This window comes from Mycobacterium sp. GA-1285 (assembly GCF_001499905.1).
Classification (GTDB): Bacteria; Actinomycetota; Actinomycetes; order Mycobacteriales; family Mycobacteriaceae; genus Mycobacterium.
The window spans coordinates 175,777-199,269 of sequence record NZ_LQIS01000045.1 but is presented as its reverse complement, the minus strand read 5'-3'; the positions used below and the strand labels follow the sequence as shown (position 1 = coordinate 199,269).

General features: G+C 68.8%; 26 protein-coding genes. 5 read left to right on the top strand and 21 right to left on the bottom strand.

Annotation, left to right across the window (positions count from 1 at the left end; translation table 11 throughout):
- Positions 1 to 11: 11 nt before the first annotated feature.
- From AU193_RS18365 to AU193_RS18340, 6 genes are all read right to left on the bottom strand, one after another.
- Positions 12 to 464 carry a hypothetical protein gene (locus AU193_RS18365; RefSeq protein ID WP_064423793.1) on the bottom strand — a complete coding sequence of 151 codons (453 nt, stop codon included), beginning with the start codon at positions 462 to 464 and terminating at the stop codon, positions 12 to 14.
- On the bottom strand, positions 461 to 1,441 hold the full coding sequence (gene hemB, locus AU193_RS18360) for a porphobilinogen synthase (protein ID WP_064423792.1): 981 nt from the start codon (positions 1,439 to 1,441) through the stop codon (positions 461 to 463). The genes AU193_RS18365 and hemB overlap by 4 nt, the downstream gene beginning before the upstream one ends.
- A 16-nt stretch (positions 1,442 to 1,457) precedes the next feature.
- Complete coding sequence (locus AU193_RS18355) at positions 1,458 to 3,137, bottom strand: bifunctional uroporphyrinogen-III C-methyltransferase/uroporphyrinogen-III synthase (protein ID WP_064423791.1); 1,680 nt, start codon at positions 3,135 to 3,137, stop codon at positions 1,458 to 1,460.
- A gap of 54 nt (positions 3,138 to 3,191) precedes the next feature.
- On the bottom strand, positions 3,192 to 4,124 hold the full coding sequence (gene hemC / locus AU193_RS18350; RefSeq protein ID WP_064423790.1) for a hydroxymethylbilane synthase: 933 nt from the start codon (positions 4,122 to 4,124) through the stop codon (positions 3,192 to 3,194).
- A 3-nt stretch (positions 4,125 to 4,127) separates the two neighbouring features.
- Entirely contained in the window at positions 4,128 to 5,471 is a 1,344-nt protein-coding gene (locus AU193_RS18345; protein WP_064423789.1) for a glutamyl-tRNA reductase, read from the bottom strand.
- 142 nt (positions 5,472 to 5,613) lie between these two features.
- Entirely contained in the window at positions 5,614 to 5,904 is a 291-nt protein-coding gene (locus tag AU193_RS18340) for a glutaredoxin family protein (protein WP_082683042.1), read from the bottom strand.
- A gap of 39 nt (positions 5,905 to 5,943) precedes the next feature.
- Here AU193_RS18340 and AU193_RS18335 point away from each other — a divergent pair, with 39 nt between their 5' ends.
- On the top strand, positions 5,944 to 6,834 hold the full coding sequence (locus AU193_RS18335; RefSeq protein WP_064423787.1) for an HAD family phosphatase: 891 nt from the start codon (positions 5,944 to 5,946) through the stop codon (positions 6,832 to 6,834).
- 105 nt (positions 6,835 to 6,939) lie between these two features.
- Positions 6,940 to 7,479 (top strand): MaoC family dehydratase N-terminal domain-containing protein, encoded by a 540-nt coding sequence (locus AU193_RS18330; protein WP_064423786.1) that lies wholly within the window; start codon positions 6,940 to 6,942, stop codon positions 7,477 to 7,479.
- Positions 7,480 to 7,500: 21 nt separating this feature from the next.
- Here AU193_RS18330 and AU193_RS18325 read toward each other — a convergent pair whose 3' ends face one another.
- The 9 genes from AU193_RS18325 to AU193_RS18290 form a co-directional block, all read right to left on the bottom strand.
- Positions 7,501 to 8,568, bottom strand: a complete 1,068-nt coding sequence (locus tag AU193_RS18325) for a lysophospholipid acyltransferase family protein (RefSeq protein ID WP_064423785.1) — start codon at positions 8,566 to 8,568, stop codon at positions 7,501 to 7,503.
- A gap of 37 nt (positions 8,569 to 8,605) precedes the next feature.
- Positions 8,606 to 9,706, bottom strand: a complete 1,101-nt coding sequence (locus AU193_RS18320; protein WP_064423784.1) for an SDR family oxidoreductase — start codon at positions 9,704 to 9,706, stop codon at positions 8,606 to 8,608.
- Positions 9,707 to 9,737: 31 nt separating this feature from the next.
- A complete protein-coding gene (locus AU193_RS22935) occupies positions 9,738 to 9,839 on the bottom strand; it encodes a 30S ribosomal protein bS22 (RefSeq protein ID WP_003402602.1) in 102 nt (33 codons plus the stop codon).
- Positions 9,840 to 9,992: 153 nt separating this feature from the next.
- The gene (locus AU193_RS18315) at positions 9,993 to 10,253 is read right to left on the bottom strand and encodes a helix-turn-helix domain-containing protein (RefSeq protein ID WP_064423783.1); all 261 of its coding nucleotides are present in this window, start codon (positions 10,251 to 10,253) and stop codon (positions 9,993 to 9,995) included.
- 127 nt (positions 10,254 to 10,380) lie between these two features.
- On the bottom strand, positions 10,381 to 11,262 hold the full coding sequence (gene proC, locus AU193_RS18310) for a pyrroline-5-carboxylate reductase (RefSeq protein ID WP_064423782.1): 882 nt from the start codon (positions 11,260 to 11,262) through the stop codon (positions 10,381 to 10,383).
- A 62-nt stretch (positions 11,263 to 11,324) separates the two neighbouring features.
- Positions 11,325 to 12,134 (bottom strand): thioesterase family protein, encoded by an 810-nt coding sequence (locus tag AU193_RS18305; protein ID WP_064423781.1) that lies wholly within the window; start codon positions 12,132 to 12,134, stop codon positions 11,325 to 11,327.
- 47 nt (positions 12,135 to 12,181) lie between these two features.
- A complete protein-coding gene (locus AU193_RS18300; RefSeq protein WP_064423780.1) occupies positions 12,182 to 13,027 on the bottom strand; it encodes a sugar phosphate isomerase/epimerase in 846 nt (281 codons plus the stop codon).
- A 15-nt stretch (positions 13,028 to 13,042) separates the two neighbouring features.
- The gene (locus AU193_RS18295; RefSeq protein ID WP_064423779.1) at positions 13,043 to 14,203 is read right to left on the bottom strand and encodes a hypothetical protein; all 1,161 of its coding nucleotides are present in this window, start codon (positions 14,201 to 14,203) and stop codon (positions 13,043 to 13,045) included.
- A gap of 26 nt (positions 14,204 to 14,229) precedes the next feature.
- Positions 14,230 to 15,228, bottom strand: coding sequence for a Ppx/GppA phosphatase family protein (locus AU193_RS18290; protein WP_064423778.1), 999 nt, complete (start codon positions 15,226 to 15,228; stop codon positions 14,230 to 14,232).
- 12 nt (positions 15,229 to 15,240) lie between these two features.
- Here AU193_RS18290 and AU193_RS18285 point away from each other — a divergent pair, with 12 nt between their 5' ends.
- On the top strand, positions 15,241 to 16,038 hold the full coding sequence (locus tag AU193_RS18285; protein ID WP_064423777.1) for a hypothetical protein: 798 nt from the start codon (positions 15,241 to 15,243) through the stop codon (positions 16,036 to 16,038).
- Positions 16,035 to 16,328 carry a YciI family protein gene (locus AU193_RS18280; protein ID WP_064423776.1) on the top strand — a complete coding sequence of 98 codons (294 nt, stop codon included), beginning with the start codon at positions 16,035 to 16,037 and terminating at the stop codon, positions 16,326 to 16,328. Before AU193_RS18285 ends, AU193_RS18280 begins: the two co-directional genes overlap by 4 nt.
- Positions 16,329 to 16,338: 10 nt before the next feature.
- Here AU193_RS18280 and regX read toward each other — a convergent pair whose 3' ends face one another.
- The 6 genes from regX to AU193_RS18250 all read right to left on the bottom strand — a co-directional run bounded on the left by regX (position 16,339) and on the right by AU193_RS18250 (position 22,492).
- On the bottom strand, positions 16,339 to 17,025 hold the full coding sequence (regX, locus tag AU193_RS18275; protein ID WP_064423775.1) for a two-component sensory transduction protein RegX: 687 nt from the start codon (positions 17,023 to 17,025) through the stop codon (positions 16,339 to 16,341).
- The gene (locus tag AU193_RS18270) at positions 17,022 to 18,206 is read right to left on the bottom strand and encodes a cell wall metabolism sensor histidine kinase WalK (RefSeq protein WP_064423774.1); all 1,185 of its coding nucleotides are present in this window, start codon (positions 18,204 to 18,206) and stop codon (positions 17,022 to 17,024) included. The genes regX and AU193_RS18270 overlap by 4 nt, the downstream gene beginning before the upstream one ends.
- Before the next feature lie 136 nt (positions 18,207 to 18,342).
- Complete coding sequence (locus AU193_RS18265; RefSeq protein ID WP_064423773.1) at positions 18,343 to 19,104, bottom strand: phosphoglyceromutase; 762 nt, start codon at positions 19,102 to 19,104, stop codon at positions 18,343 to 18,345.
- 116 nt (positions 19,105 to 19,220) lie between these two features.
- Positions 19,221 to 19,739, bottom strand: a complete 519-nt coding sequence (locus AU193_RS18260) for a YbjN domain-containing protein (RefSeq protein ID WP_064423772.1) — start codon at positions 19,737 to 19,739, stop codon at positions 19,221 to 19,223.
- Positions 19,736 to 21,109 (bottom strand): D-inositol-3-phosphate glycosyltransferase, encoded by a 1,374-nt coding sequence (gene mshA / locus AU193_RS18255; protein ID WP_064423771.1) that lies wholly within the window; start codon positions 21,107 to 21,109, stop codon positions 19,736 to 19,738. The genes AU193_RS18260 and mshA overlap by 4 nt, the downstream gene beginning before the upstream one ends.
- Before the next feature lie 36 nt (positions 21,110 to 21,145).
- Complete coding sequence (locus tag AU193_RS18250) at positions 21,146 to 22,492, bottom strand: ROK family protein (RefSeq protein WP_064423770.1); 1,347 nt, start codon at positions 22,490 to 22,492, stop codon at positions 21,146 to 21,148.
- A 187-nt stretch (positions 22,493 to 22,679) separates the two neighbouring features.
- On the opposite strand from AU193_RS18250, the gene AU193_RS18245 reads away from it, so the two are divergent.
- A complete protein-coding gene (locus AU193_RS18245; protein ID WP_064423769.1) occupies positions 22,680 to 23,435 on the top strand; it encodes an SDR family oxidoreductase in 756 nt (251 codons plus the stop codon).
- Positions 23,436 to 23,493 lie beyond the last annotated feature (58 nt).

Here is a 23,493-nt window from a genome sequence, read left to right as displayed (position 1 = left end):
AGCCTATCGGGTCACCGCGTGAAGTACTCGTTGGCGTCTTTACGGTGCAGCAGGTACACACCGCCGACGATCAGCACCGAGCCGAGGATCGCGGTGACGGCGTAGGCGAGCGCGGCGGCGGGCGGCCGATCCTCGCCGAACAGGCTGCTCGCCGCGTACACCACCGCGGCGACGCCTGCGCCAGTCAGCACGGTGCGGGCCCACCGGTAGCCCTGGCGCATCAAGACCTGGAAGGTCAGCGCCACGGCGCCGAGGATCACGATGAACACCACCGAAAGGGCCAACACGGGTGCGGGCAGGCCGTCGGCGCGTTGGCCGACCAGCAGGTCGACGACCTGGCCGACGACCATCAGGACGAGCGCGACCACCCATAACCAGAAGCCGGTGTCGACGTCGACGGGACGGGCACCGGATTCGGGCTGCTGCCCGCCGGCCTCGGGCCGGCCCTGCGACTCCGGATTCACGCCAGCCAACTGGCGACGTCGGCCGCCCAGTACGTCAAGACGATGTCCGCTCCGGCCCGCCGGATGCTTGTCAGCGTCTCGAGCGCCACCGTTTGCAAGTCGATCCAACCGTTGGCGGCCGCCGCACAGATCATCGAGTACTCACCGGAGACCTGGTAGGCGGCCACCGGAACGGGCGACAGGTCGGCGGCCGCGCGCACCACGTCGAGATATCCCATCGCGGGCTTGACCATCACGATGTCGGCGCCTTCGTCGATGTCGAGTTCCACCTCGTGCAACGCCTCCCGGGCGTTGCCCGGATTCTGTTGGTATGTGCGACGATCGCCGCGCAGGCTCGATCCGACCGCTTCCCGGAACGGGCCGTAGAAGCCCGAGGCGAACTTCGCGGCGTACGCCAGGATCACCGTATCGGTGTGCCCCGCGGCGTCCAGGCCGTCGCGGATCGCGGCGACCTGCCCGTCCATCATTCCACTCGGCCCGACGACATGTGCCCCCGAATCCGCCTGCGCCACAGCGAGTTCCACGTAGCGCTTGTTGGTCAGATCGTTGTCGACGCGACCCGCGGAGTCCAGCACGCCGCAGTGACCGTGGTCGGTGAACTCGTCGAGGCAGGTGTCGGCCATCAACACGGTGTCGTCGCCGAGGTCACTCGCCAGGTCGCGCAGGGCGACGTTGAGGATGCCGTCCTCGGCGACACCGACGCTGCCGGTGGGATCCTTGTCCTCGTCGCGCGGCACGCCGAACAACATCAGGCCACCGACACCGGCGGACACCGCGTCGGCGGCGGCGCGACGCAGCGAGGCGCGGGTGTGTTGGGCGACGCCGGGCATCGAGGCGATCTCGCGTGGCTCGTCGATGCCGTCGGCAACGAACATCGGCAACACGAGTTGCCCTGGCTGCAAGGCTGTTTCGGCAACGAGTCGCCGAAGCGCCGGAGTCGTGCGCAGCCTGCGGGGGCGATGCCTAGGAAAGGCCATTAGCGGCTCCTGGCGGTCAGCGGCGACGGCTCTTCTTACGCGGCGGGGGCAGTGCGCCCTCGGCGCGCAGCCGGGCGGCGTGCTCGGCGAGCGCCTCCACCAGCGGCCCGACAGCGGCGACCTCGGGCTGCACATCGACGCGCAGACCGAATTCGGCTGCGGTCTCGGCGGTTTTGGGCCCGATACACGCGACGATGGTGCGCGCGTGCGGCTTGCCCGCGATACCGACCAGGTTGCGCACCGTGGAACTCGAGGTGAAGCAGACCGCGTCGAAGCCACCGGTCTTGATCATCTCGCGGGTGTGCGCAGGCGGCGGTGCGGCCCGCACCGTGCGGTACGCCGTGACGTCCTCGATCTCCCAGCCGCGCTCACGCAGACCCTCGGCCAGCGTCTCGGTGGCGATGTCGGCGCGCGGCAGCAGCACGCGGTTCACCGGGTCGAAAACGTCGTCGTACGGCGGGAATTCGTCGAGCAGGCCGAGCGACGACTGCTCACCGCTGGGCACCAGTTCGGCATTGATGCCGAATGCCCGCACCCGGTCGGCGGTCGCCTCGCCGACGCAGGCGATCCTGACACCCGAGAACGCCCGGGCGTCGAGACCGAACTCGTTGAACTTCTCCCACACCGCGCGCACCGCGTTGGTGGAGGTGAACACGACCCACTGGAACCGGCCGTCGACCAGTCCCTTGACCGCGCGCTCCATCTGAGCGGGGCTGCGCGGCGGCTCGACGGCGATGGTGGGGACCTCGATCGGCAGCGCACCGTGGCCCACGAGCTTCTCGCTCATCTCGCCGGCCTGGTCCTTGGTGCGGGGCACCAGCACGGTCCAGCCGTACAGGGCGCGGCTCTCCCACCAGTTCAGCTTGGTGCGGTTGGCCACGGTCTTGCCGATGGTCACCACCAGCGGTCCGGCCTGCCCCCACACGCCAGTAGCGGATGGGCCGGCCGGCTCGGTGCCCGCCAGGGTGGCCTTGTCGAGCAGCCCGGCCAACGTGGTCTCGACCGAACGCTGCTGGCACGTCGTGCCGTTCGCGGTGACCACCAACGGTGTGGTGTCGGTCAGCCCGTACTCGATCAGCGTGCGCGCCGCATCGGGCAGATGAGACGCCGTCGCGTGCAGGATCAGCGGACCGGGGGCGGCGGCCAACGCGGCCCAGTCGACGTCGGGGTCGCGGACGTCGGCCACGGTGTGCGCCGACCCCAGCGGCAGGCCCGCGTAGGTGGGCACCGCGGTGGTATCCGGCAGACCCGGCACGATCTCGAAGACCAGGTGCGACTTCGCCACCGCGGACACCTCGGTGATCACCGCGTCCACCGACAGCGGATCGCCCGCCACCAGCCGGACCACGTCGACACCGGTGCGGGCCTCGGTGATCAGCGTCTTGGCCACCTCGGTCGGATCGCCGACGGCCGACCGGATATCGGGCCCACCTGGGATGGCCTGAGCTTCCGTTCCCGGGGCCTGATCGTTGTCGGCGGCTTCGGCGGGTTCGGGCCCCGACGGCGGCGGCAGCTCGCAACCCACCAGGGCCAGCACCGCTTCGGGCACGTCGGGATCGGTGAACACCAAGGCAGCGTTGGCGAGCACGGTGTGGGCCCGCGTCGTCAGCAGTCCCGGGTCACCCGGACCCGAACCGACGAACGTGATGCGGCCCGGCTTCGGCTTGCGCCCCCGCCCGCTGGTCTGGCCTGTCATCTCAGTCACTCATCTCTCTGCTCTTCGCTCGACGCTCATCGCAGCTCTACTGCTTCAGTGGGCGTCCGCCATGAGTTCGCGCGCCCCCAGGTCGAACAGCTCCTCGGCCACCGAGAGTCCCAGCTCCCGGGCCCGGTCGGGAGTGCCGACGCCGGACGCGCGGATCACGTCGGATCCGTCCAGTGCCGCCACGCAGCCACGCAGCGACACCTCTTCGAAGACGTTGCCGTCCTCATCGATGGACTCGACCACCTCGGCGATCGCGCCCACCGGTGCGGAACAACCCGCCTCCAGTCGGGCGAGCAGGGCCCGCTCTGCGGTGACTGCGGCGCGTGTGTCGGCCTCGTCCAACTCCGCCAGCAGCGCGGCAAGCCCGGTGTCGTCCGCGCGGCACTCGACCGCGAGCGCACCCTGAGCCGGCGCTGGCAACATCTGCACCGGCTCGAGAGTCTCGGTGACATCGGCCAGTCGCCCGATGCGGGCCAGTCCCGCCCGTGCGACCACGATGCCGTCGAGATCACCATTGCTAACCCTGTTCAACCTGGTATCCAGGTTGCCTCTTAGGGGGCGGATTTCCAAACCGAGACCCAGTGCTCTAAGCTGCGCGGCCCTCCGCGGGCTCGATGTGCCGATGAGGGAACCGGGCGGCAACTCCCCGAGAACCAGTCCGTCACGCGCCACCAGGGCGTCCCGGGGGTCTTCGCGTGGGGGGCTCGCGGCGACGACGAAGCGCGGATCGACCGCGGTCGGCAAGTCCTTGAAGGAGTGCACGGCGGCGTCCACCCGGCCGTCGTCGATGGCCTCCCGCAAAGCGGCGGTGAACACGCCGACGCCGATCTCGGCGATCGGACCCTGGTTGCGGTCGCCCTCGGTGGAGATGGGGACGAGCTCGGCGTGGTGGCCGTTCGCGATGAGCGCGTCTCGCACCGTGCCGGCCTGAGTGGTCGCCAACAGACTGGCGCGAGTGCCTATCCGAATTACAGTCAAGCGTTACTCGGCCTTGTCGAGATCCGGTGTGATCAAGGGTAATTCGGGCCCCGCGACGGCGTCGACGGCCTGCTGGTCGAGTTCGAACAGCTCGCGCAGCGCTTCGGCGTAGCTGTCGCCGCCGGGCGCGCTGGCCAACTGCTTGACGCGCACGGTCGGCGCGTGCAGGAGTTTGTCGACCACTCGCCGCACCGTCTTGGCGACCTCGTCGCGGTGGGCGGCGTCAAGGCCCGGCAGGCGGTTGTCGAGCCTCAGCAACTCGGCCTCGACCACGTCGGCGGCACGCTGACGCAGCGCGGTGACGGTCGGGGTGACCTCGGCCATGCGTTGGCCGGCCAGGTAGTTGGCGACCTCCGCGGCGACGATCGCGCGGGCGGCTTCGGCGTCGGAGGCCGCGGCGCGGGCGGCCGGTTCGCGCAGGATGCGTTCCATGTCGACGATGTGGACGCCGGGCAGGCCCGCCACGGCGGGGTCGACGTCACGGGGCATGCCGAGGTCGCAGATGACCAGCTGTTTGGGCTCTTGACCGTGCGCGAGGCCGCGGTGCACGTCGGCCAGCGAGACCACCGGGCGAACGGCTCCCGTGCAGGAAACGACCACGTCGGCGTCGGTGAGCAGTGGCGGCAGGTGGTCGAACGGGAAGGCGTGCGCGTCGACGCCCAGTTCCCGGATGTTCGCCGCGAGCCGTTTGGCCCTGGGCTGGCTGCGGTTCACGACGTGGATCCGGTCGACGCCCGCGCGGGTCAGGTGCTTGGCGGCCAGGGAGCCCATCGAACCCGCCCCGATGACCACCGCGGTGCGGCCGGCCAGGGAACCGAGCTTGCCTTCGGCGCTGCACAGCGCGACGGACACGACCGACGCGCCGGCGGCGTCGATGCCGGTTTCGGCGTGCACCCGCTTGCCGACGGCCAGCGCGCGCTGCGACAGCTCGTGCAGGGTGCGCCCGACGGTGTGGTTGGCCTCTGCGGCGGCGTAGGCGCGGCGGACCTGGCCCAGCACCTGTTGTTCGCCGACGACCGCGGAGTCCAGGCCGGAGGCCACCGCGAACAGGTGCTCGACGGCCGCTTCGGCGTACCGCACATACGCGTATTTGGTGAGCTCGTTCAGGCTCATCCCGGAGTGCTCGGACAGCACCTGGCCGATCACCGAGAGCCCGCCGTGGAACGCGTCGACGACAGCGTAGATCTCGACCCGATTGCACGTGGACAGCACCATTGCCTCGGTGACGAGCGAGGATTGCAGCACCTGATCGACGATCTTGGCCTGATCGGACTCGTCGGTGCTGAGCTGCTCGAGCACCGACACCGGCGCACTGCGGTGCGAAACCCCGAAAAGCAGCACGCTCACGGCTTCATCACCACGTCATCCAAGGTAGTCGTTGAACAGTTAGCTCACCAAATTCCACCGGGATTTGCGCCGAAACTGCGTTCCGGCAGCCGAATCACGAGTGGAGGCCTGCTGGAATGCAATTTCACGCAGAAACGGAAGGTCACTTCGCCAGGTCGGCCCGCAGGCGTGACTCGTCGATCTCCCAGTAGCTGTGCTCGCTGCCGTCGAGCAGAACGACCGGAAGGCGGTCGCCGAACTCCGCACGCAGCGCGGCGTTCCCCGCTGCCGCGGCGGCGTCGACGTCGGTGACCGCGAGCGCGAAGCCCAATTCGCCGGCCAGTTCGGCCAGCCGCTCCGCGGCCGCGCTGCAGATCGTGCAGCCGTCGCGCGTCAGCAACTCCACCCGGTGCCGATCCCCCGGTCGCTTCGCTCCTGCCCGCCGGTGCTCCACCTGGCCAGTATCACCGCCCCGGTGACTTAGGGTTGTTTCGTGTCTCGAATCGGCGACCGCGAAGCTGCTGAACAGCAACTTGCCGGTGAAGCGAGCGCGGAGGCGGCCTTCACCGATCTCGCGGCCGAAGCCGCCGCGGCGCCGCCCGCACCGCCACCGGACCTGACCGCGGCCGCGTTCTTCGACGTCGACAACACCCTCGTGCACGGCTCCTCGCTGCTGCACTTCGCCCGCGGCCTGGCCGCCCGCAAGTACTTCACCTACGGCGACATCGCGCGGTTCGTCTACGCGCAGGCGAAGTTCCAGCTGACGGGCCGCGAGAACAGCGACGACGTGGCCGCCGGTCGGCGCAAGGCGCTGGCCTTCATCGAGGGCCGCTCGACGGCCGAGCTCATGGCGGTCGGCGAGGAGATCTACGACGAGATCATCGCCGACAAGATCTGGCCGGGCACGCGTGCGCTCGCGCAGATGCACCTCGACGCCGGACAGCAGGTGTGGCTCGTCACCGCGACCCCGTACGAACTGGCCGCGACCATCGCCAAGCGGCTGGGCCTGACCGGAGCGCTGGGCACCGTCGCGGAGTCCGTCGACGGCGTGTTCACCGGCCGCCTGGTCGGTGACATTCTGCACGGCACCGGCAAGGCGCACGCGGTGCGCTCGCTGGCCATCCGCGAGGGACTCAACCTGCGCCGCTGCACGGCCTACTCGGACAGCTTCAACGACGTCCCGATGCTCTCGCTGGTGGGTACGGCGGTGGCGATCAACCCCGACGCCGATCTGCGCGACCTCGCCCGTGAGCGGGGGTGGGAGATCCGCGACTTCCGCACCGCCCGCAAGGCCGCGCGCATCGGTGTTCCCTCGGCGCTGGCGCTCGGTGCAGCCGGAGGGGCGCTGGCGGCGGTGGTCTCCCGCCGCCAGGAGGGTCGCTGACGGGCCGCGCCGGCCGAGTCGGCGGTCCAGAACCGCTGATAGGCTCGCGCCGCTGACTCCGACACGACGAGACGGCAACCCGCGCACGCGAGGAGCAGTTCACGGATGGCAATCGCAGAGAACATCATTGGAACGCATTACCGGTACCCCGATTACTTCGAGGTCGACCGGGAGAAGATCCGTGAGTTCGCCCGGGCGGTCAAGGACGATCACCCCGCGCATTTCACCGAGGAGGCGGCCGCCGAGTACGGCTACGACACGCTGATCGCCCCGCTGACCTTCCTGGCCGTCGCCGGTCGCCGAGTTCAGTTGGAGATCTTCAACCAGTTCGACGTGCCGATCAACATGGAGCGGGTCCTGCACCGCGACCAGAAGATCACCTTCCACCGCCCGATCCTGGCCGGCGACAAGCTGTTCTTCGATTCCTACCTCGATTCGGTCACCGAATCGCACGGCGCCATCGTCACCGAAGTTCGCGGTGAGGTGACCGACGCCGACGGCAACCCCATCTTGACGAGCGTCGTCACGGTCATGGGCGAGGCGCAGTCGGACACCGAAGCCGACGAGGTGAGTCAGCGAATCGCCGCCGCACGCGACGAGGCAATCGCGAAAATGATTGCCAAGCAAAGTAGTTCGGGGAGCTAGCCGCTTTTTCCGAGTCGCTGCTCAGCCGAAGAACGTGTTCCGGCGCTGGGTGAGCAGTTGGTACAGCGTCTGCTGGATGGTCTCGCGCACGTGGTCGGTGAGTTCGAAGGTGACCATCGGATCGTCGGCGGCCGAGTCGTCGTAATCGGCGGTTTCGATCGGTTCCCCGAACTGGATGTACCACTTGGACGGCAGCGGCACCATGCCCACCGGACCCGCCAGCGGAAAGAACGGTGTGATCGGGAAATACGGCAGCCCGAACAACCGGGCCAGCAGCTTGACGTCGGCGATCATCGGATAGATCTCCTCGGATCCGACGATCGAGCACGGCACGATGGGCGCCTTGGTGCGCAGCGCCGCCGAGACGAAGCCGCCGCGGCCGAATCGCTGCAGCTTGTAGCGGTCCTTGAAGTGCTTGCCCAGGCCCTTGTAGCCCTCCGGGAACACCGCGGTCAGCTCCCCGGCGGCCAGCAGCCGGTGCGCGTCGGCGGTGCAGGCCATCGTGTGGCCGGCCTTGCGGGCGGCCTGGCCGAGCACCGGCAGGTCGAACACCAAGTCGGCAGCCAGCAGACGCAGGTCCCGGTGCGCCGGGTGATGGTCGTGCACCGCCACCGAGGTCATCAAGCCGTCGAATGGCAGCACCCCGGCGTGATTGGCGACCACAAGCGCGGCGCCTGTCTGGGGCAGATGCTCGGTCCCGCTGACCTCGACCCGGAACCACGACTTGAACAGACCTCTCAGCAAAGGCAAAAAGATTGCGTTGTTGAGGTGAGCATCGAACCCGAATTCGTCGACGGTGTACTCGCCGGTCATTCGCTTGCGCACGAACTCGGCGACCGACGCGATCTGCTTGGCCAGTTCGGTGGGCGTCTCGTCGACCGACGGTGCGCCCGCGGCGCCGCCGCGGTGCTCGTCGATTTCGCGGACGACGGCGGCGATCTCCTCGGGGGAGGCGCCGCCTACCGAATCCGAGAGTTGCGAGGGATGTCGGCGCGAGCCCTGCGCCCGTGCGGCAATTCGCCGCTGGGCCGCTGCACGACCCGAATTGCCATGCAGCGGAATAACTTTCGCCTTGGACTCGCCCGCCACGGTCGTTTCCTTCTCCCCACCCGTTGAGTTGATGCGCCTAGCGCCCCCACCTTTGCGCCGCGGCAACGGCGCGACTCTCCACTGAGCGTACCCACCGCGGATCGACGATCGGAGTCAATCCGCGGCCTCGGACGTAATCGTCGAAAGCCTCGATGGTCGTCCACTTCGGGTTATAGCCGAGATCGTTGCGCATCCGCGATGTATCCATCACTCTGCCATAACTGAGGTAGTTCAGCTGCTCGCGGTCGAGTTCAGTGTAGCGAGTCGCGCGCCGCAGCGAATCCACTGCGGCCAGCGCCGACCGCGGCACGGGCAACGGGATCCGGCCGGCCCGCCGGATCGCCTGGCTCATCATCACGATCCCGGACGCGCCCACGTTGTAGGTGCCCGCCTTGCCCGCCATCGTCGCGCGCTCGAGCGCCCCGAGCGCATCCTGCTCGTGCAGCAGCTGAAGCCGGGCGTCGTGCCCGATCACCGTCGGCACCACGGGGGCGGCGAGGTAGCGCGACAGCGCCGTGTCCATGCCCGGCCCGATCATGTTGGCCAGCCGCAGGATGGTGACCGCGATATCCGGCCGACGACGCCCCAGTCCACGCGCATAGCCCTCGATGTCGATGCTGTCGCGGGCGAAGCCCTCCCCCGGCGGCCGCCGCGCGCTGGTGTCCTCGGTGAACATCACGGGGTCGCGCGAGGTCGACCCGTACACCTCCGACGTGGACTTGAGCACGACGCGTTTCACCGACGGCGCCTTCTGGCAGGCCGCGAACAGCTGGATCGCGCCCATCACGTTGAGTTCCTTGAGCGTCGCGCGGCCCCCGGACCGGGGTGCGTAGGACGCCGCCGCGGCGTGCACCACGGTGTCGACGTCGCCGTTGCGGATGACCTTGGCGATGAAGGGGTTGCGGATGTCGGCGCGGACAAATTCCGCGCGCCCCATCCGTCGCAGAAGGTCCTTGCTCGGGGTGATCGCGTCGACGGCGATCACATGGTTGATCAACGGGTTCTGCGCCAGCCTGGCGGTCAGGTAGCCACCGAGGAATCGGCACGCGCCGGTGACCAGCACGACCTTCGGATACTGCACGGCGTCGCGCGGGTCAGTTCCGTTGACGTCTCCATTGCCACGACCCTCGGAATCCATGTCCGGTCAGCCTAGCGACCGCGGGCGGCGATTACTTGCCGAGTTTTCTGCGCTGGACCCGGGTGCGACGAAGCAGCTTGCGGTGCTTCTTCTTCGACATGCGCTTGCGCCGCTTCTTGATGACTGAACCCATGAACTCCGCTACCTACGCCTTACCTGCCCGATGAGCATCGTGGACTGACCCGGCCACTTTACCGGGCTGCGCAGGTTACCGCGAAACGGCGCCCGACCGGTGATGTTGCGGCACCGCCCGCTTGCGGGGGGACGCTTGCGAACGCGGCGTGACTCAGCCCGCGTCGAAGTACGAGCTCTCCAACATGTCGTGAACGGCCTTCGCGTGCACGCGGAACGAGCGGCCGACCCGGACGGCAGGCAGCTCGCCGTTGTGCACCAGCCGGTACACCGTCATCTTGCTGACCCGCATCAGGCTCGCCACCTCGGCGACGGTGAGGAATTGCGCCCGTGGCTGTTGACCGTCAAATCCGGAGTCCCGAGCCGACTTCCCACTGGCCGAATCCCGCGAGGATGGCCCGTTCATAGACGTCATCGCAACCCAATCATTCAGGCACGGGCAGTTCCAGCGGCTTCCCCACCGCTGGCACCGACCCGTGCTTACACGAGGAGAATAGCGTGGCAGATGGTGTTACTGCGACGGGTGTGGGTAATTCAATGAATTACTCAGATGTAATTCCGAGCTGCTCAGAGCGCTTTTTCGCGGCCTCGACCGCCCTGGCTACCGCCGCCCGCAGGCCACCGCTCTCGAGTTCCCGCAGACCGGCCGCGGTAGTGCCCCCCGGCGAGGTGACCATAGCGCGCAGCTGAGCGGGCGTGGTGTCCATTCCGGCGCCCGACGGCCCGCCGGCGGCGCCCGCGGCGTCCGCGGCCCGGTCGAGGCGGTCCAGCAACATCGCGGCCGATCCCGCCATGGTCTGGGCGACCAGATCGGTGGCCGCGGATCGCGTCAACCCGGCGTCGACGCCCGCGTCGACGAGCGCCTCGACCATGAGGAAGAAATAGGCCGGCCCCGACCCGGAGATCGCGGTGACCGCGTCGAGTTGCGACTCGGGCACCGTCAACACGCCGCCCACCGCGTCGAAGATCGCCGAGACCTCCTTCATCTGTTCGGGGGTGGCGAAGCGTCCGGGTGACAGCGCGCTGACTCCCCCGCCGACGACCATCGGTGCGTTGGGCATGACCCGGATCACCGGCGCGCCGGCGGGCAGCTTGTTCTCGTAGTAGGCGGTGGTGACGCCGGCCGCGACGGTCACGAAAACCTGTTCGGCCGTGTCACTTTCGGCATTGGTTGCCGCATCGACGATCTCGTCGACGAGTCCCGCGACGTCGGCGGGCTTGACGGCCACGATCACGTAGGTCGCATGGTCCACCGCGTTGGCCACCGTCGTCACCAGCACCGAGTAGGTGTCGGCCAGGTACTGCGCCCGGTCCGAATCCTTCTCCGCCACCACCAGGTCCTTGACCTGCCGCCCGGCCCGCAGCAGCCCGGACAGCAGCGCCTCACCGATACTTCCACCGCCCACTATCGCGATTCTGGCCATGCCGGAAGCATTGCAGACGGGCGGGGCAGCGTGCGTGCGGCCACCCGCCCCGGGCTCGCCGACTATGCCTGCGGCACCAGCGCGAGCTGGCGGGACTGCACGACGATGTGGCCCTCGCAGTCGACGACGATGTGGTCCTCGTCGAACCAGTCCTGGCCGATCTGCACCGTCGTGCACAGCACGCGCAGCCACCCGTCGGCGGGCAGGGTGCGCAGATACGCCGTCAGCTGGACGGTGGGCGCCCAGCCGAACCGGTTGACGCCGAACGTCACCGGAGCCGACACATCTCCGCACAGGAGCGCGAAAAGCACATCCGGGGCAACCCCTTTGGGCCGCACCCAGTATTCGATCACCGGCGGACCACCGTCGGACCGCGGCGCCATCGTGGTCAGCGACGGCCGGATGTCGCAGCCGTGCGCGAGGTGGACGATGTCGGCCATCGGATGCCCCTCCCCGATTGGCTCGAGACCGGGCGGCGGCTCCGGTTGCATCAGCGGGATCACGGGATTGACCGAGAGCAGCGGCGCCACATGATGTTCCGGCTCGCCGAGGGTGACCGCGGCCTGCACAGCGGTACGGTCACCCTGGTTGAGTTCGACATCGATGAGGCTGACGCGACGCCCGCGTTTGCGCACGGTGGTGACCACCTGCATCGGGCCGGGGTCGGGCGCCCAGAGGAAGTTTCCCGACACCGCGATCGGTTGCACATCTCCTGCGTGCTCCATCCGCGCGGCGTTGGCGCACAGCGCGAGCATCGCACCACCGTGCACCTTCGGCCCGATCGTCCAATGTTCGTTCAGCTCACCGTGATACACGCCGTCACCGGCATCGGTGAGCGCCATGGCGTCGGTGAACAGGGTGGAGCCGGCCATCTGGTGAATCCTTCTGCAGTGAGTTCGGAACGAGATCGGGGGTCGGGTCAGCGCAGCAGGTGTCTGCGGGCGAACTGCAACGACTCGACCAGCAGCGCTTCGCGTTCGGCGGCGGTGCGCGCACCCGAGGTGGTCACCTCGAGGATCACATGGCCGTTGAAGTCGCTTGCGGCCAGCATCTCGCACACCTCCACCGTCGGCTGAGTGCCGCGTCCGGGCACCAGGTGCTCGTCGGTCGGGGCGCCGCTGCCGTCGCACAGATGCAGGTGCACCAACCCCTCGCCCATGCGCTGCGCCATCTCGAGTGCGTCGGAGCCGGCGGTCGCGGTGTGCGACAGGTCGAGCGTGTAGTGGGCGTGGTCGCCGTCGAGCGGATCGTAGGACGGCGCGAATGCCGAGATGCCCGGTCCGGGTCTGCCGCCGCGTTTACGCATGCGCTCGATCGAGGTCTGACCCGCGCCGAAGAAGCGGTCGGCACGGAACGGGAACATGTTCTCGACGGCGACCATCACCTCGCTGGACGCTTCGAGCTCGGCGACCTGCTCGGAGAAGCCTTCGGCGTAGCGGCGCTGCCACCGGAACGGTGGATGCACGACGACGGTCTGGGCGCCCAGCTGCTCGGCCGCCTGCACGCTGCGTTCGAGTTTCGGTATCGGGTTCGCGCCCCACACCCGCTGGGAGATCAACAGGCACGGCGCGTGCACCGAGAGCACCGGCATTTCGTAACGGTTCGACAGCTCCTCGATGGCCCCGATGTCTTGGCTGACCGTTTCGGCCCACACCATCAGCTCGACCCCGTCGTAGCCGAGCTTGGCCGCGTATTCGAAGGCCGCCTCGGTTCTCAGCGGGTAGACCGAGGCCGTCGACAGACCGACCTTGATGGCTGGACGCACGGGTGATTGGGCGCCTCAAGCCGCCTGCATCAGCGCCAGCGGCCCGAATGTCACCATCGCGCCGACCGCGACGGCGATCAGTGTGCTGCCGATGTCCTCGGTTTTGCGGACGACGCGCACGCCGACCACCAGGCCGAGAATCACCAGCACGCCGAGTACCAGCGCGATGATGCTGTTCCACTTCCACAGCTGATCGAAGGCGATGAACAGCCCGGCGCCGAATGCGACCGCGACCACGCACTGGCCGACGACCATGGCCCCGCGAAGTAACGACGACATCGCACCCGACGGTGCGACGTCCTCGTCCTCGTCGAGGTCGATGTCGACCGGGCTCGGGCCGTTGCCGGGCCGAGCGACGTCGTCGGCGACGTCGGGACCGCCGAACAAGGCATCGTCGGGTGAACGCAGGTACGAGGGCCGATCCTCGCGCTCGTCATCCTGCTTCGGCTCGGCCACGGCGACCGCGGCGTCGGCGGCCTTGTCCTCGTCGGCGTGGTCCCCGTCGGCGTGGTCCTCGTCGGCGTGCGGATCGGCCCAGTCGAGTGGATCCGGGCTCATCTCCTCGGCGCCGACCTTGGCATCGGTGCGCTCTGCCGACGCGCCGCGACCGAGCATGCCGAAGCGTCGGCGCGCGAACGTCGAGCGCCGCGGCGGGGCGAAGAAGTCGAGGTCCTCGTCGGCCTGGCGCTGCTCTATGTGGGTCTGATAGTCGGCGACCGCATCGGCGTAGTCGTCGTCCTTGTCCACCCCTGGCTCGGCCCCGGCGGCCTCAGCGTCGGCGGTCTCGGCCTCGGCGTCGGCGGTCTCGGCCTCGACGTCGGCCGTCTCGCCGGGGGTCTCGTCGTGGGCGGGCTCGGCCACCTCGGCCACCTCGGCCGTCTCCTCGACGTGGTCGACGGCGCCGTTGGTGGATGCGCCCTCGGCGGGGGCGGGTTCGGTGTCGGCGGGGGCCTCGACCACCGCGGCGGCGGAACTCCCCGTGGCGGGTGCGTCGTCGTGGTCACGGACGATCGGGATCTCACCGGTCAGTTCGGCGACCGTGACCGAGTCGGCGCCGCGGCGACGACGGCGCCGCCCGCCGACCGGCGGGGCACCGATCGTGCCGTTGCGCGCCAGCAACTCCGCGACCGAGATGGGTCGCGTGTTGCTGTGGTCGTCGTCTTCTGGTCCTGTCATCGTGTGTTGCCTTCGGGCCTCGTCACCTATCGTCCAGCATTGCGCACAAACGTCTGTACTGAGGCCGGATTGTCGGCACCGCCGACGAAACCGTTGCCATCGGCTTCGCTGTCGAGTCTCCGCAGAATCAGCCCCTCCCGCAACGCCCAGGGGCAGATGTCCACGCTCTCGACGCCGAGGGCTTTCATGCTCGCCTCAGCCACCAAGGCTCCCGCCACGATCTGTGGCGCCCGTTCGGCACTCACTCCTTCCAATTCCGCTCTGTCGGCCGCGGTCATCCTAGAGATGAAACCTATGAGCTGCCTTAACCCGGTGGCCGTCAGCGTCCGTTTGACCCGCGGACCGGCCCCGGAGGGCGCCGCGCCGGTCAGCCGGGCCAGCGAACGGAACGTCTTCGACGAGGCCACCGCAAGGTCGGGGGCGCCGGCCTTGAGCAGCTCCGCGGCGGGGTCGGCCAGTTCGGTGGTCAGCCAGTCGCGCAGCATCGCCACCCGCCGCCTGCCGGGCGGATCGTCGGGCAGCCACTCGCGGGTGAGCCGGCCCGCGCCGAGCGGAAGCGACAGCGCGACCTCCGGCTCCTCGTCGACGCCGTTGGACAGTTCGAGCGAGCCGCCGCCGATGTCGATGTTGATGATGCGGCCGGCGCTCCAGCCGTACCACCGCCGCACCGCCAGAAACGTCAGCCGCGACTCGTCGACGCCGGCGAGCACGCGCAGCGCCACCCCCGTCTCGGCGAGCACCCGGGCCAGCACTTCATCGGAGTTCTTCGCGTCGCGCACCGCGGAGGTGGCGAACGCCATCAACTCCGCACAGCCGGAACTCGTGGCGATCTTGGCGAATTCGTCGATGGTGCCGATCAGTTTGTCGGCGCCCCTGCGGGTGATCTTGCCGTCGCTGTCGATGGCCTCAGCGAGGCGCAGCGAGGCCTTGGTCGAACTCATCGGCGTCGGGTGGCCACCACGTCGGGCGTCCACCACCAGGAGGTGCACGGTATTGCTGCCCACGTCGAGCACGCCTAATCGCACTCACCCAACCTAATGGGTCTACCGTTGGGAAATGTGACTGCACCGCACCGTGGAGAGGTCGAACTCGATTTCGCCCGGGAGTGGGTCGAGTTCTATGACCCCGACAATCCCGAGCACTTGATCGCCGCCGATCTGACGTGGCTGCTCTCCCGGTGGACGTGCGTGTTCGGCACCCCGGCCTGCAAGGGCACGGTGGAGGGACGCCCCGACGACGGGTGCTGTTCGCATGGAGCGTTCATGTCCGACGACGACGACATCGCCCGCCTCGACGACGCGGTGAAAACGCTGACCGACGAGGACTGGCAGTTCCGCGAGAAGGGGCTGGGCAAGAAGGGCTACCTCGAGATGGACTCCTACGAGGACAAGCCCAACCTGCGCACCCGGAAGTACAAGGGCGCCTGCATCTTCCTCAACCGGCCCGGTTTCCCCGGCGGTATCGGGTGCGCACTGCACAGCAAGGCGCTCAAGCTCGGCGTCGAACCGCTGACCATGAAACCCGACGTGTGCTGGCAGCTGCCGATCCGCCGCACGCAGGAATGGGTGGAGCGACCCGACGGCTCCGAGATCCTCAAGACGTGGATCACCGAGTACGACCGTCGCGGCTGGGGTGAGGGCGGCGCCGACCTGCACTGGTACTGCACCGGCGATCCGAACGCGCACGTCGGCAGCAGGCAGGTGTGGGAGTCCTACGGCCCCGAGCTGACCGAACTGCTCGGCGAGAAGGCATACGCGGAGCTCGCGGCGATGTGCAAGCGGCGCAACGGGTTAGGGCTCATTGCCGTCCACCCCGCGACCCGCCTGGCCGGATGAAGCTTTTCCTGTTCCGGCTCATTCCGCCACGAGCGGATTTCGCTCAGACCATGACACCGGCCGAGCAGCAGGCGATGGCGGCGCATCAGGAGTACTGGGGACGACTGCTGGCCGAAGGTCGGGTCGTCGTCTACGGACCGGTCGCCGATCCGGAAGGCGTTTGGGGAATGGGGGTGCTGCGCGCAGATGACCGCGCCGAGGTGCTCGCGATCGCCGAGGGTGACCCGTCGATCACCGCCGGTGTCAACACCTTCGACGTCCTCGAGATCATGGGCGGCACCACGGGTTGACGTGGCGCCGTCAGCCCTCGAGCTTGTAGCCCAGCCCTCGGACGGTGACGAGATGCACGGGGTTGGCGGGATCGGCCTCGATCTTGGACCGCAACCGCTTCACATGGACGTCAAGGGTTTTGGTGTCGCCGACGTAATCAGCACCCCACACGCGATCGATGAGCTGACCGCGGGTCAGCACCCGGCCGCTGTTGCGCATCAGGTACTCGAGCAGGTCGAACTCCTTGAGCGGCATGGTGACCGGCTGTCCGTTCACCGAAACGACGTGGCGCTCGACGTCCATTCGGACGGGCCCAGCCTCCAGCACGCCGTCGCCGATCGCGGTGTCGTCGTTCTCGGCGCCGCGTCGCAACACCGCACGAATACGAGCGATCAGCTCGCGGGCCGAGTACGGCTTGGTGACGTAGTCGTCGGCGCCGAGCTCGAGCCCGACGACCTTGTCGATCTCACTGTCACGAGCGGTCACCATGATCACCGGAACACTTGAGCGCGAACGCAATTGCCTACACACGTCCGTCCCGCTCATACCGGGCAGCATCAGGTCGAGCAGTACGATGTCGGCACCGGACCGCTCGAATTCGGCCAGGGCCGAGGGCCCGTCGGTCACGACGGTGGCCTCGAAGCCCTCTTTGCGAAGAAGAAAGGCCAGGGGATCGGCCAAGGACTCCTCGTCCTCCACGATCAGCACACTGGTCATTGGTTTCGCTGGTCCTCTCGTTCGTCCGATTCGTGATCGGGATAGGCCGGGATCGACAGGGTGAACGTCGATCCGGTTCCCGGCTGACTCCACAGCCGGATGCTTCCGTTGTGGTTGGCCGCCACGTGCTTGACGATGGCCAACCCGAGCCCGGTGCCGCCGGTGGCCCGGGACCGCGCCTTGTCGACGCGAAAGAATCGCTCGAACACCCGCTCCTGGTCCTCGCGCGCGATGCCGATACCACGGTCGGTGACCGCGATCTCGATGTTGTCCCCGCGCCGCCTGCGGCTGATCGACACCGACGACCCGTGCGGTGAGTAGGCGATCGCGTTGGAGACGAGGTTCGCTATGGCGGTGACCAGCAGTGCCTGGTCACCGAGGGCTTGGAAACCGGTCGGCGCGTCGGTGGTGATCTTGATGTCCGCGTTGTCGGCGGGCACCTTGTGCCGCGACAGCGCCTCGGACACCACGGTGTCGACGTCGACGGCGGTGAGGTCGGGCAGGCGCTCGGCGCCCTGCAACCGGGACAGCTCGATCAGCTCGCCGATCATGTTGGCCAGCCGGTTGGACTCGGCGACCATCTTCTCGGCGAATCGGCGCACGGTGTCGGGGTCGTCGGCCGATGCGAGCAGCGCCTCGGCCAGCACGCCCATCGCGCCGACCGGCGTCTTGAGCTCGTGGCTGACGTTGGCGACGAAGTCCCTGCGGGTGGCCTCCATCCGGGCGTATTCGGAGTGGTCGTCGACGTAGACGACGGCGAACCGGCGGTCCTGGTCGGTCAGCAACTGAACGTGTCCGCGTACCGACAGGCCGGACCGGCCGGGGTTGGCCCGCTTGTGTGCCGTGAGGTCGACGTCGCCGGGCAAGCCGGTGGTCAGTGTGCGTTCGGCGGCCCGCCAGGCCCGCTCGTCGAGCAGCCGGTCGCGGACCAGTCCCAGCTCACGGGCCCGGTCGTTGGCGTACACCACGTCACGGAAGTGGTCGACCACCACGATTCCCGTGGGCGCCCGCGATGCGATGTGATCGAGCATCTGTGAGACGGTGATTCCGGGCTGGGCGGTGGCTCGACGTTGTCTGCGATCGGGGCCGCGGGCGCTCAAGCGCGCTCCGAGCGCGATACCGGCCCCCAGAGCGAGCAGTGCGACCACCGCTGCCAGCAGCAGTGCCGAAACGACACTCACGCCGAAATCGTACGCATCCGGTGAACGTCATCCCAGCAGCGTGCGGCCGAATCGGGACACGTCACATACGGAAACACCGAAATTCGGGCTCTGGACCCCCGTTGTTCACCGCCCGTTCGCCTGAACGGCTGTCGGACTACTTGGCACCCTGCGAGGCGACCGCTGCGGCGCCCGCGGCCGCGGCCTCGGGATCCAGATACGTGCCGCCGATGATCGTGGGTTTGAGCTCGGAGTCCAGGTCGTAGCGCAGCGGAATGCCGGTCGGGATGTTGAGGCCGACGACGTCCTCGTCGGACATGCCGTCGAGGTGCTTGACCAGCGCGCGAAGCGAGTTGCCGTGCGCGGCGAGCAGCACGGTCTTACCCGCGCGCAGGTCCGGTTCGATCGTCGAGGTGTAGTACGGCACGAACCGCTCGACGACGTCCTTGAGGCATTCGGTGCGCGGCGGGCCACCGGGCACGTCGGCGTAGCGCGGGTCGCCGTCCTGGCTGTAGGGGCTGCCCGGTTCGATCGGCGGCGGCGGGGTGTCGTAGCTGCGCCGCCACGCCATGAACTGCTCGTCGCCGTACTTCTCCTTGGTCTCGGCCTTGTTCAGGCCCTGCAGTGCGCCGTAGTGCCGCTCGTTGAGCCGCCAGTCGCGGTGCACGGGGATCCAGTGCCGGTCGGCCTTGTCCAGCGCCAGGTTGGCGGTCGAGATCGCTCGGCGCAGCAGCGAGGTGTAGACCACGTCGGGTTGGCGGTCGAGCTCTTTGATCAATTCGCCGGCGCGCACCGCCTCGGCACGTCCCTTCTCGGTGAGGTCGACGTCGACCCAGCCGGTGAACAGGTTCTTCTCGTTCCACTCGCTCTCGCCGTGGCGGAGCAGGATCAGCGTGCAGTCACCCCGGGAATCAGACATGGCGAAATCCTCTCACGGCAGACCGATCGCCCACGGCCCGTCCCGAGATCGACGAAATGGCGGTATCCGGTCGACAAAACCCGCCAAAACGTAAGTGCGGGCTTCAGGAGAGGCGGTCAGTCCTCGTCGGTGCTCCCCCACCCGTCGATCACGTGGGCGAACGCCTGCAGGTTCTTCAGCGACTCGCCGCGCGAGATCCGCCACTCCCACTCTTTCTGGATGGACGAGCGAAAACCCAACTCCAACAACGTGTTGAAGTCGTTGTCGACGGCTTCGAGCACCTGGCCGAGGATCCGGTCGACCTCCTCGGAGGTGACTGATTCCAGCGACATCCGCCCTACGAGGTAGATGTCGCCGACGTTGTCGAGCGTGTACGCAACGCCATAGAGCCGGCGGTTGCGCTTGAGCAGGAACCGGTACACGCCCTCGTGGTTCTCGTCGGGTTTGCGGCAGACGAAAGCCTCGATGCGCACCGAGTGTTCACCGATCGACAGGATGGTGTTGGTCTTGAGTCGTCGCTCACCGGGCAGTTCGACGATGATGCCCGGCAACCCGCCGTGCGCGCCTTCGTGATACGTGCACACCAGGTCGTTCTCCCGGCACGCCTCCCCGATGACCTTCGCGGGGTCGCTCATGCCCGGACCCCCCGCCGCCGCGAGAATCGGCGGCCGGTACGGCGCGTGCCGTCGCGCATCTGATGGCGCGCCCGGTAGTCGGCGATCGCCCGCCCGTAACCGGCCAACAGCGCGTCGACCGTGCGGGACCACGAGAACGTCGCGGCATGGGCCGCGGCGGCGGGTCTGAGGGTTTCGGCGCGCAGCAGCACATCCCCGATGGCCTGCGCCCAGTCGCCGTCGTCGTGCCCGTGGACCAGCGTCCCGGTGACACCGTCGCGCACCGCGACGGGCAACCCGCCGACCGCGGCGGCCACCACCGGCGTTCCGCACGCCTGGGCTTCGACCGCGACTAGGCCGAAGGACTCCGAATAACTGGGCACCGCCACCAGGTCGGCGGCCCGGTACACATTGACCAGTTGTTCGCGCGACTGGGGCGGCAGGAACGTCACCCGGTCCGAGATACCCAGATCGGCGGCCAGTCGAACCAGCCCGTCCGGGGTCGGCGGGCCACTCGCGCCGGGGCGCGGATACAGCCCCGCGCGCGGATACAGCCCGGCGCCGGACGGACCGCCGGCCACCAGCACCCGAACGCCCGGCAGCTTGGCCGCGGCACGCAGCACGACGTCGGGCGCCTTCAGCGGCTGGATGCGCCCGACGAACGCGACCACCTGCTCCTCGGTGCCGAGTCCCAGCGCGGCACGCGCGGCGTTTCGGTCGCCGGGTGTGAACATCTCGAGGTCCACGCCGGGATGCACCACGTCGATCCTTCTCGGATCGGCGTGGTGTAGCGAAATCAGTTGCTGCGCTTCGTGTTCGGTGTTGACGATCAATCGGTCGGCCTCGTCGACCACCTGCTGCTCCCCCACCACGCGCAGCGGCGGTTCCGGAGAGTCGCCCTCGGCCAGCGCGCCGTTCTTGACCGCGGCCAGTGTGTGCGCGGTGTGCACGAGCGGCACCGCCCAGCGGTCGCGGGCCAGCCAGCCGACCTGGCCGGACAACCAGTAGTGCGAATGGACGATGTCGTAGTAGCCCGGTTCGTGCGTCGCCTCCGCGCGCAACACCCCCGCGGTGAACGCGCACAGCTGGGTGGGCAGGTCGTACTTGTCGAGTCCCTCGAACGGGCCGGCGACCACGTTGCGCACCAGCACACCAGGAGCGACCCGAACGGTCGGCTGGTCGGCCGACGAGGTCGCGCGCGTGAAGATCTCCACTTCGACCCCGCGGCGAGCCATCTGCAGGGCGCTCTGGAGCACGTAGACGTTCATCCCGCCGGCGTCGCCGGTACCTGGCTGGGCCAGCGGTGACGTGTGCACCGACAACACGGCGACGCGCCTGGGGACCGGAAGTCCGGCGGCATCAGAACGGGACGGCTCCGTTGCTAGGCGCACACAGACATGTCTACACCGTCGGTCCCCGGCGCCCCGTCAGGCAGGGACCTCGGGCCTGGCTTCGGGCCTACGCGGGAGTGCGCGCCGCATGGCGCCGATCGGGTCGGCGTACAACCCGCCCAGCGACACCACGCCCGCACCGGCCTCCTGCACGCGATTGCCGAAAACGGTGAGCCGGATCCCGCGGGCGGGCATCACCGAACGCTGCGCGAACGCGGCCTCCACGGTGGCCATGCCCTCGGGATACTCGGTGAACGCCTGACCGCCCACAACCAGGTCGTCGGGGTTGAGCATGTCGCGCAGCAGGGCGACGGCCTCTCCCAAGACCCGCGAACGCTCGGCGAGCAGGTCCTGCGCCGGCCGGCTGCCCTGCCGCGCGGTCTTGAGCAGCGCCTGCATCGTCGAGCCCGGCCCTTCGAGAGGAACGATGCGCGCCCTGCGCGCGGCGATCAGCACCGCCTCGTCGCTGACGGTGGACTCCAATTGGCCGGTGCCGCCGAGCAATTCGGAGTGGGCGGGCAGCGCGGCGATGGTCCCCGGACCGGTGGCCGGGGAGTGCACGCGCCCGTCGATGGACAGCGCGTAGCCGACGGTCTCGCGGGCGTAGACGTACAGGCTCGTCCCCGCGCGGGCGAGGAGCGTTTCCGACCATGCGGGCGACGGCTGCCTGCGCACGCCCAGCAGCAGTTCGGCGCCCGCCATCGCGTCGACGTGGGAGGCGACCGACACCGGCAGGCCGAGCGCGTCGGTGAGCACGGGCCCGACCGGTGCGTCCGACCACCCGAGCCGCGGATGGTCCAGATGACCGGTCGAGCTGTCGACGACGCCGCCGGCCGCCACACCGACCCACAGCGGGCGTCGGCGATGCCAGCGGCTCAGGTACCGGCGGGCGCTGCCGGCCAGCGACTTGAGCGCCGCGGCCTGCGGACCCCGCGGGGTCGGCGTCTCCACCACGTCGAGGGTGCGGCCGAACAGGTCGGTGGCGACGACGCTGGTGGTCCTCGCGCCGATGTGGATGCCGAGCGTGAGGAACGGCTCGTGGTTCACCTCGACGGGCACCCGGGGCCTGCCGATCGCGCCGGAAACCGCGAGGTCGGCGCGTTCCCGCAGCACGCCGGCGTCGAGCAGCGCGGTGACCTGGCGGTTGACGGTCGCGATGCTCAGGCCGGTGACCCGAGCGATCACGTCACGGGCGATGGGTCCGCGCAGACGGGCGGCACTGAACACCGAGCCGGCCGCCGCGTCGGGGACCTTCAGCGACGGCACGACGATCCGCGTGCGGGCCTGGGGGTGCCGGCCGCCCGCGGGTGTCAGCGTGAGCTTGGCGTGCTGCGCGCTGTGGGGATTTTTTGCGGAAAGGGTGGTGGTGAGGGAGGTGCGCATCTGCTTGTCCTTCGGGGAATTCGGCCGGCGGGAGGTGTTCGGGCCGCACCCGGGGATTCAGCAGGACAGCAAAGTCGTCTACGAAACAATCAGGCGCGGCGAGGCGTGCGACAACAACACGCACATCGCGTACAGGCCTGACTGGACAACACCCGGCGAATTTAGCACGCCAACTAGGGTTGGGCAGATGACGACTTCCCAAGCCGACGGTCGTGTCGCGGTGGTCACCGGCGCCAGCGCGGGCATCGGGGCGGCGACCGCGAGAACCCTTGCCGCGCAAGGTTTTCACGTCGTCTGCGTCGCCCGGCGCGAGGAGCCCCTCAGGGTCCTCGCGGAGGAGATCGGCGGCACGGCGATTGTGGCGGACGTCACATCTCAGGAGGCGGTGGCGGCGTTGGCGGCGGCGGTGAACCGAGTGGATGTGCTGGTCAACAACGCCGGTGGGGCGCGCGGGCTCGATCCGGTGGCCGAGGCTGACGTCGAACACTGGCGCTGGATGTGGGAGGCCAACGTGCTCGGCACGCTGCTGGTGACGCGGGCGCTGCTGCCGAAGCTGATCGCGTCAGGCGACGGACTGATCGTGACCGTCACCTCGATCGCGGCCGTGGAGATCTACGACAACGGCGGCGGGTACACCTCCGCCAAGCACGCGCAGGGGGTGCTGCACCGCACGTTGCGCAGCGAGCTGCTCGGAAAACCGGTGCGACTGACCGAAGTTGCGCCCGGCATGGTGAAGACGGACTTCTCGCTGAACCGGTTCGAGGGCGACGAGGAACGCGCGGCCAAGGTCTACGAGGGAGTCACTCCGCTGCTGGCCGACGACGTCGCCGAGATCATCGGGTTCGTCGCGAGCCGGCCGTCGCACGTCGACCTCGACCTGATCGTGGTTCGGCCGCGCGATCAGGTCAGCGGGGCCAGCGGATCGCGGTTCAACCGCAAGTAGGTCGTCACCCAGTGTGGGCTCGTGTCACGCCGAACCGCGGCGAAGCGTGCGGGTAACC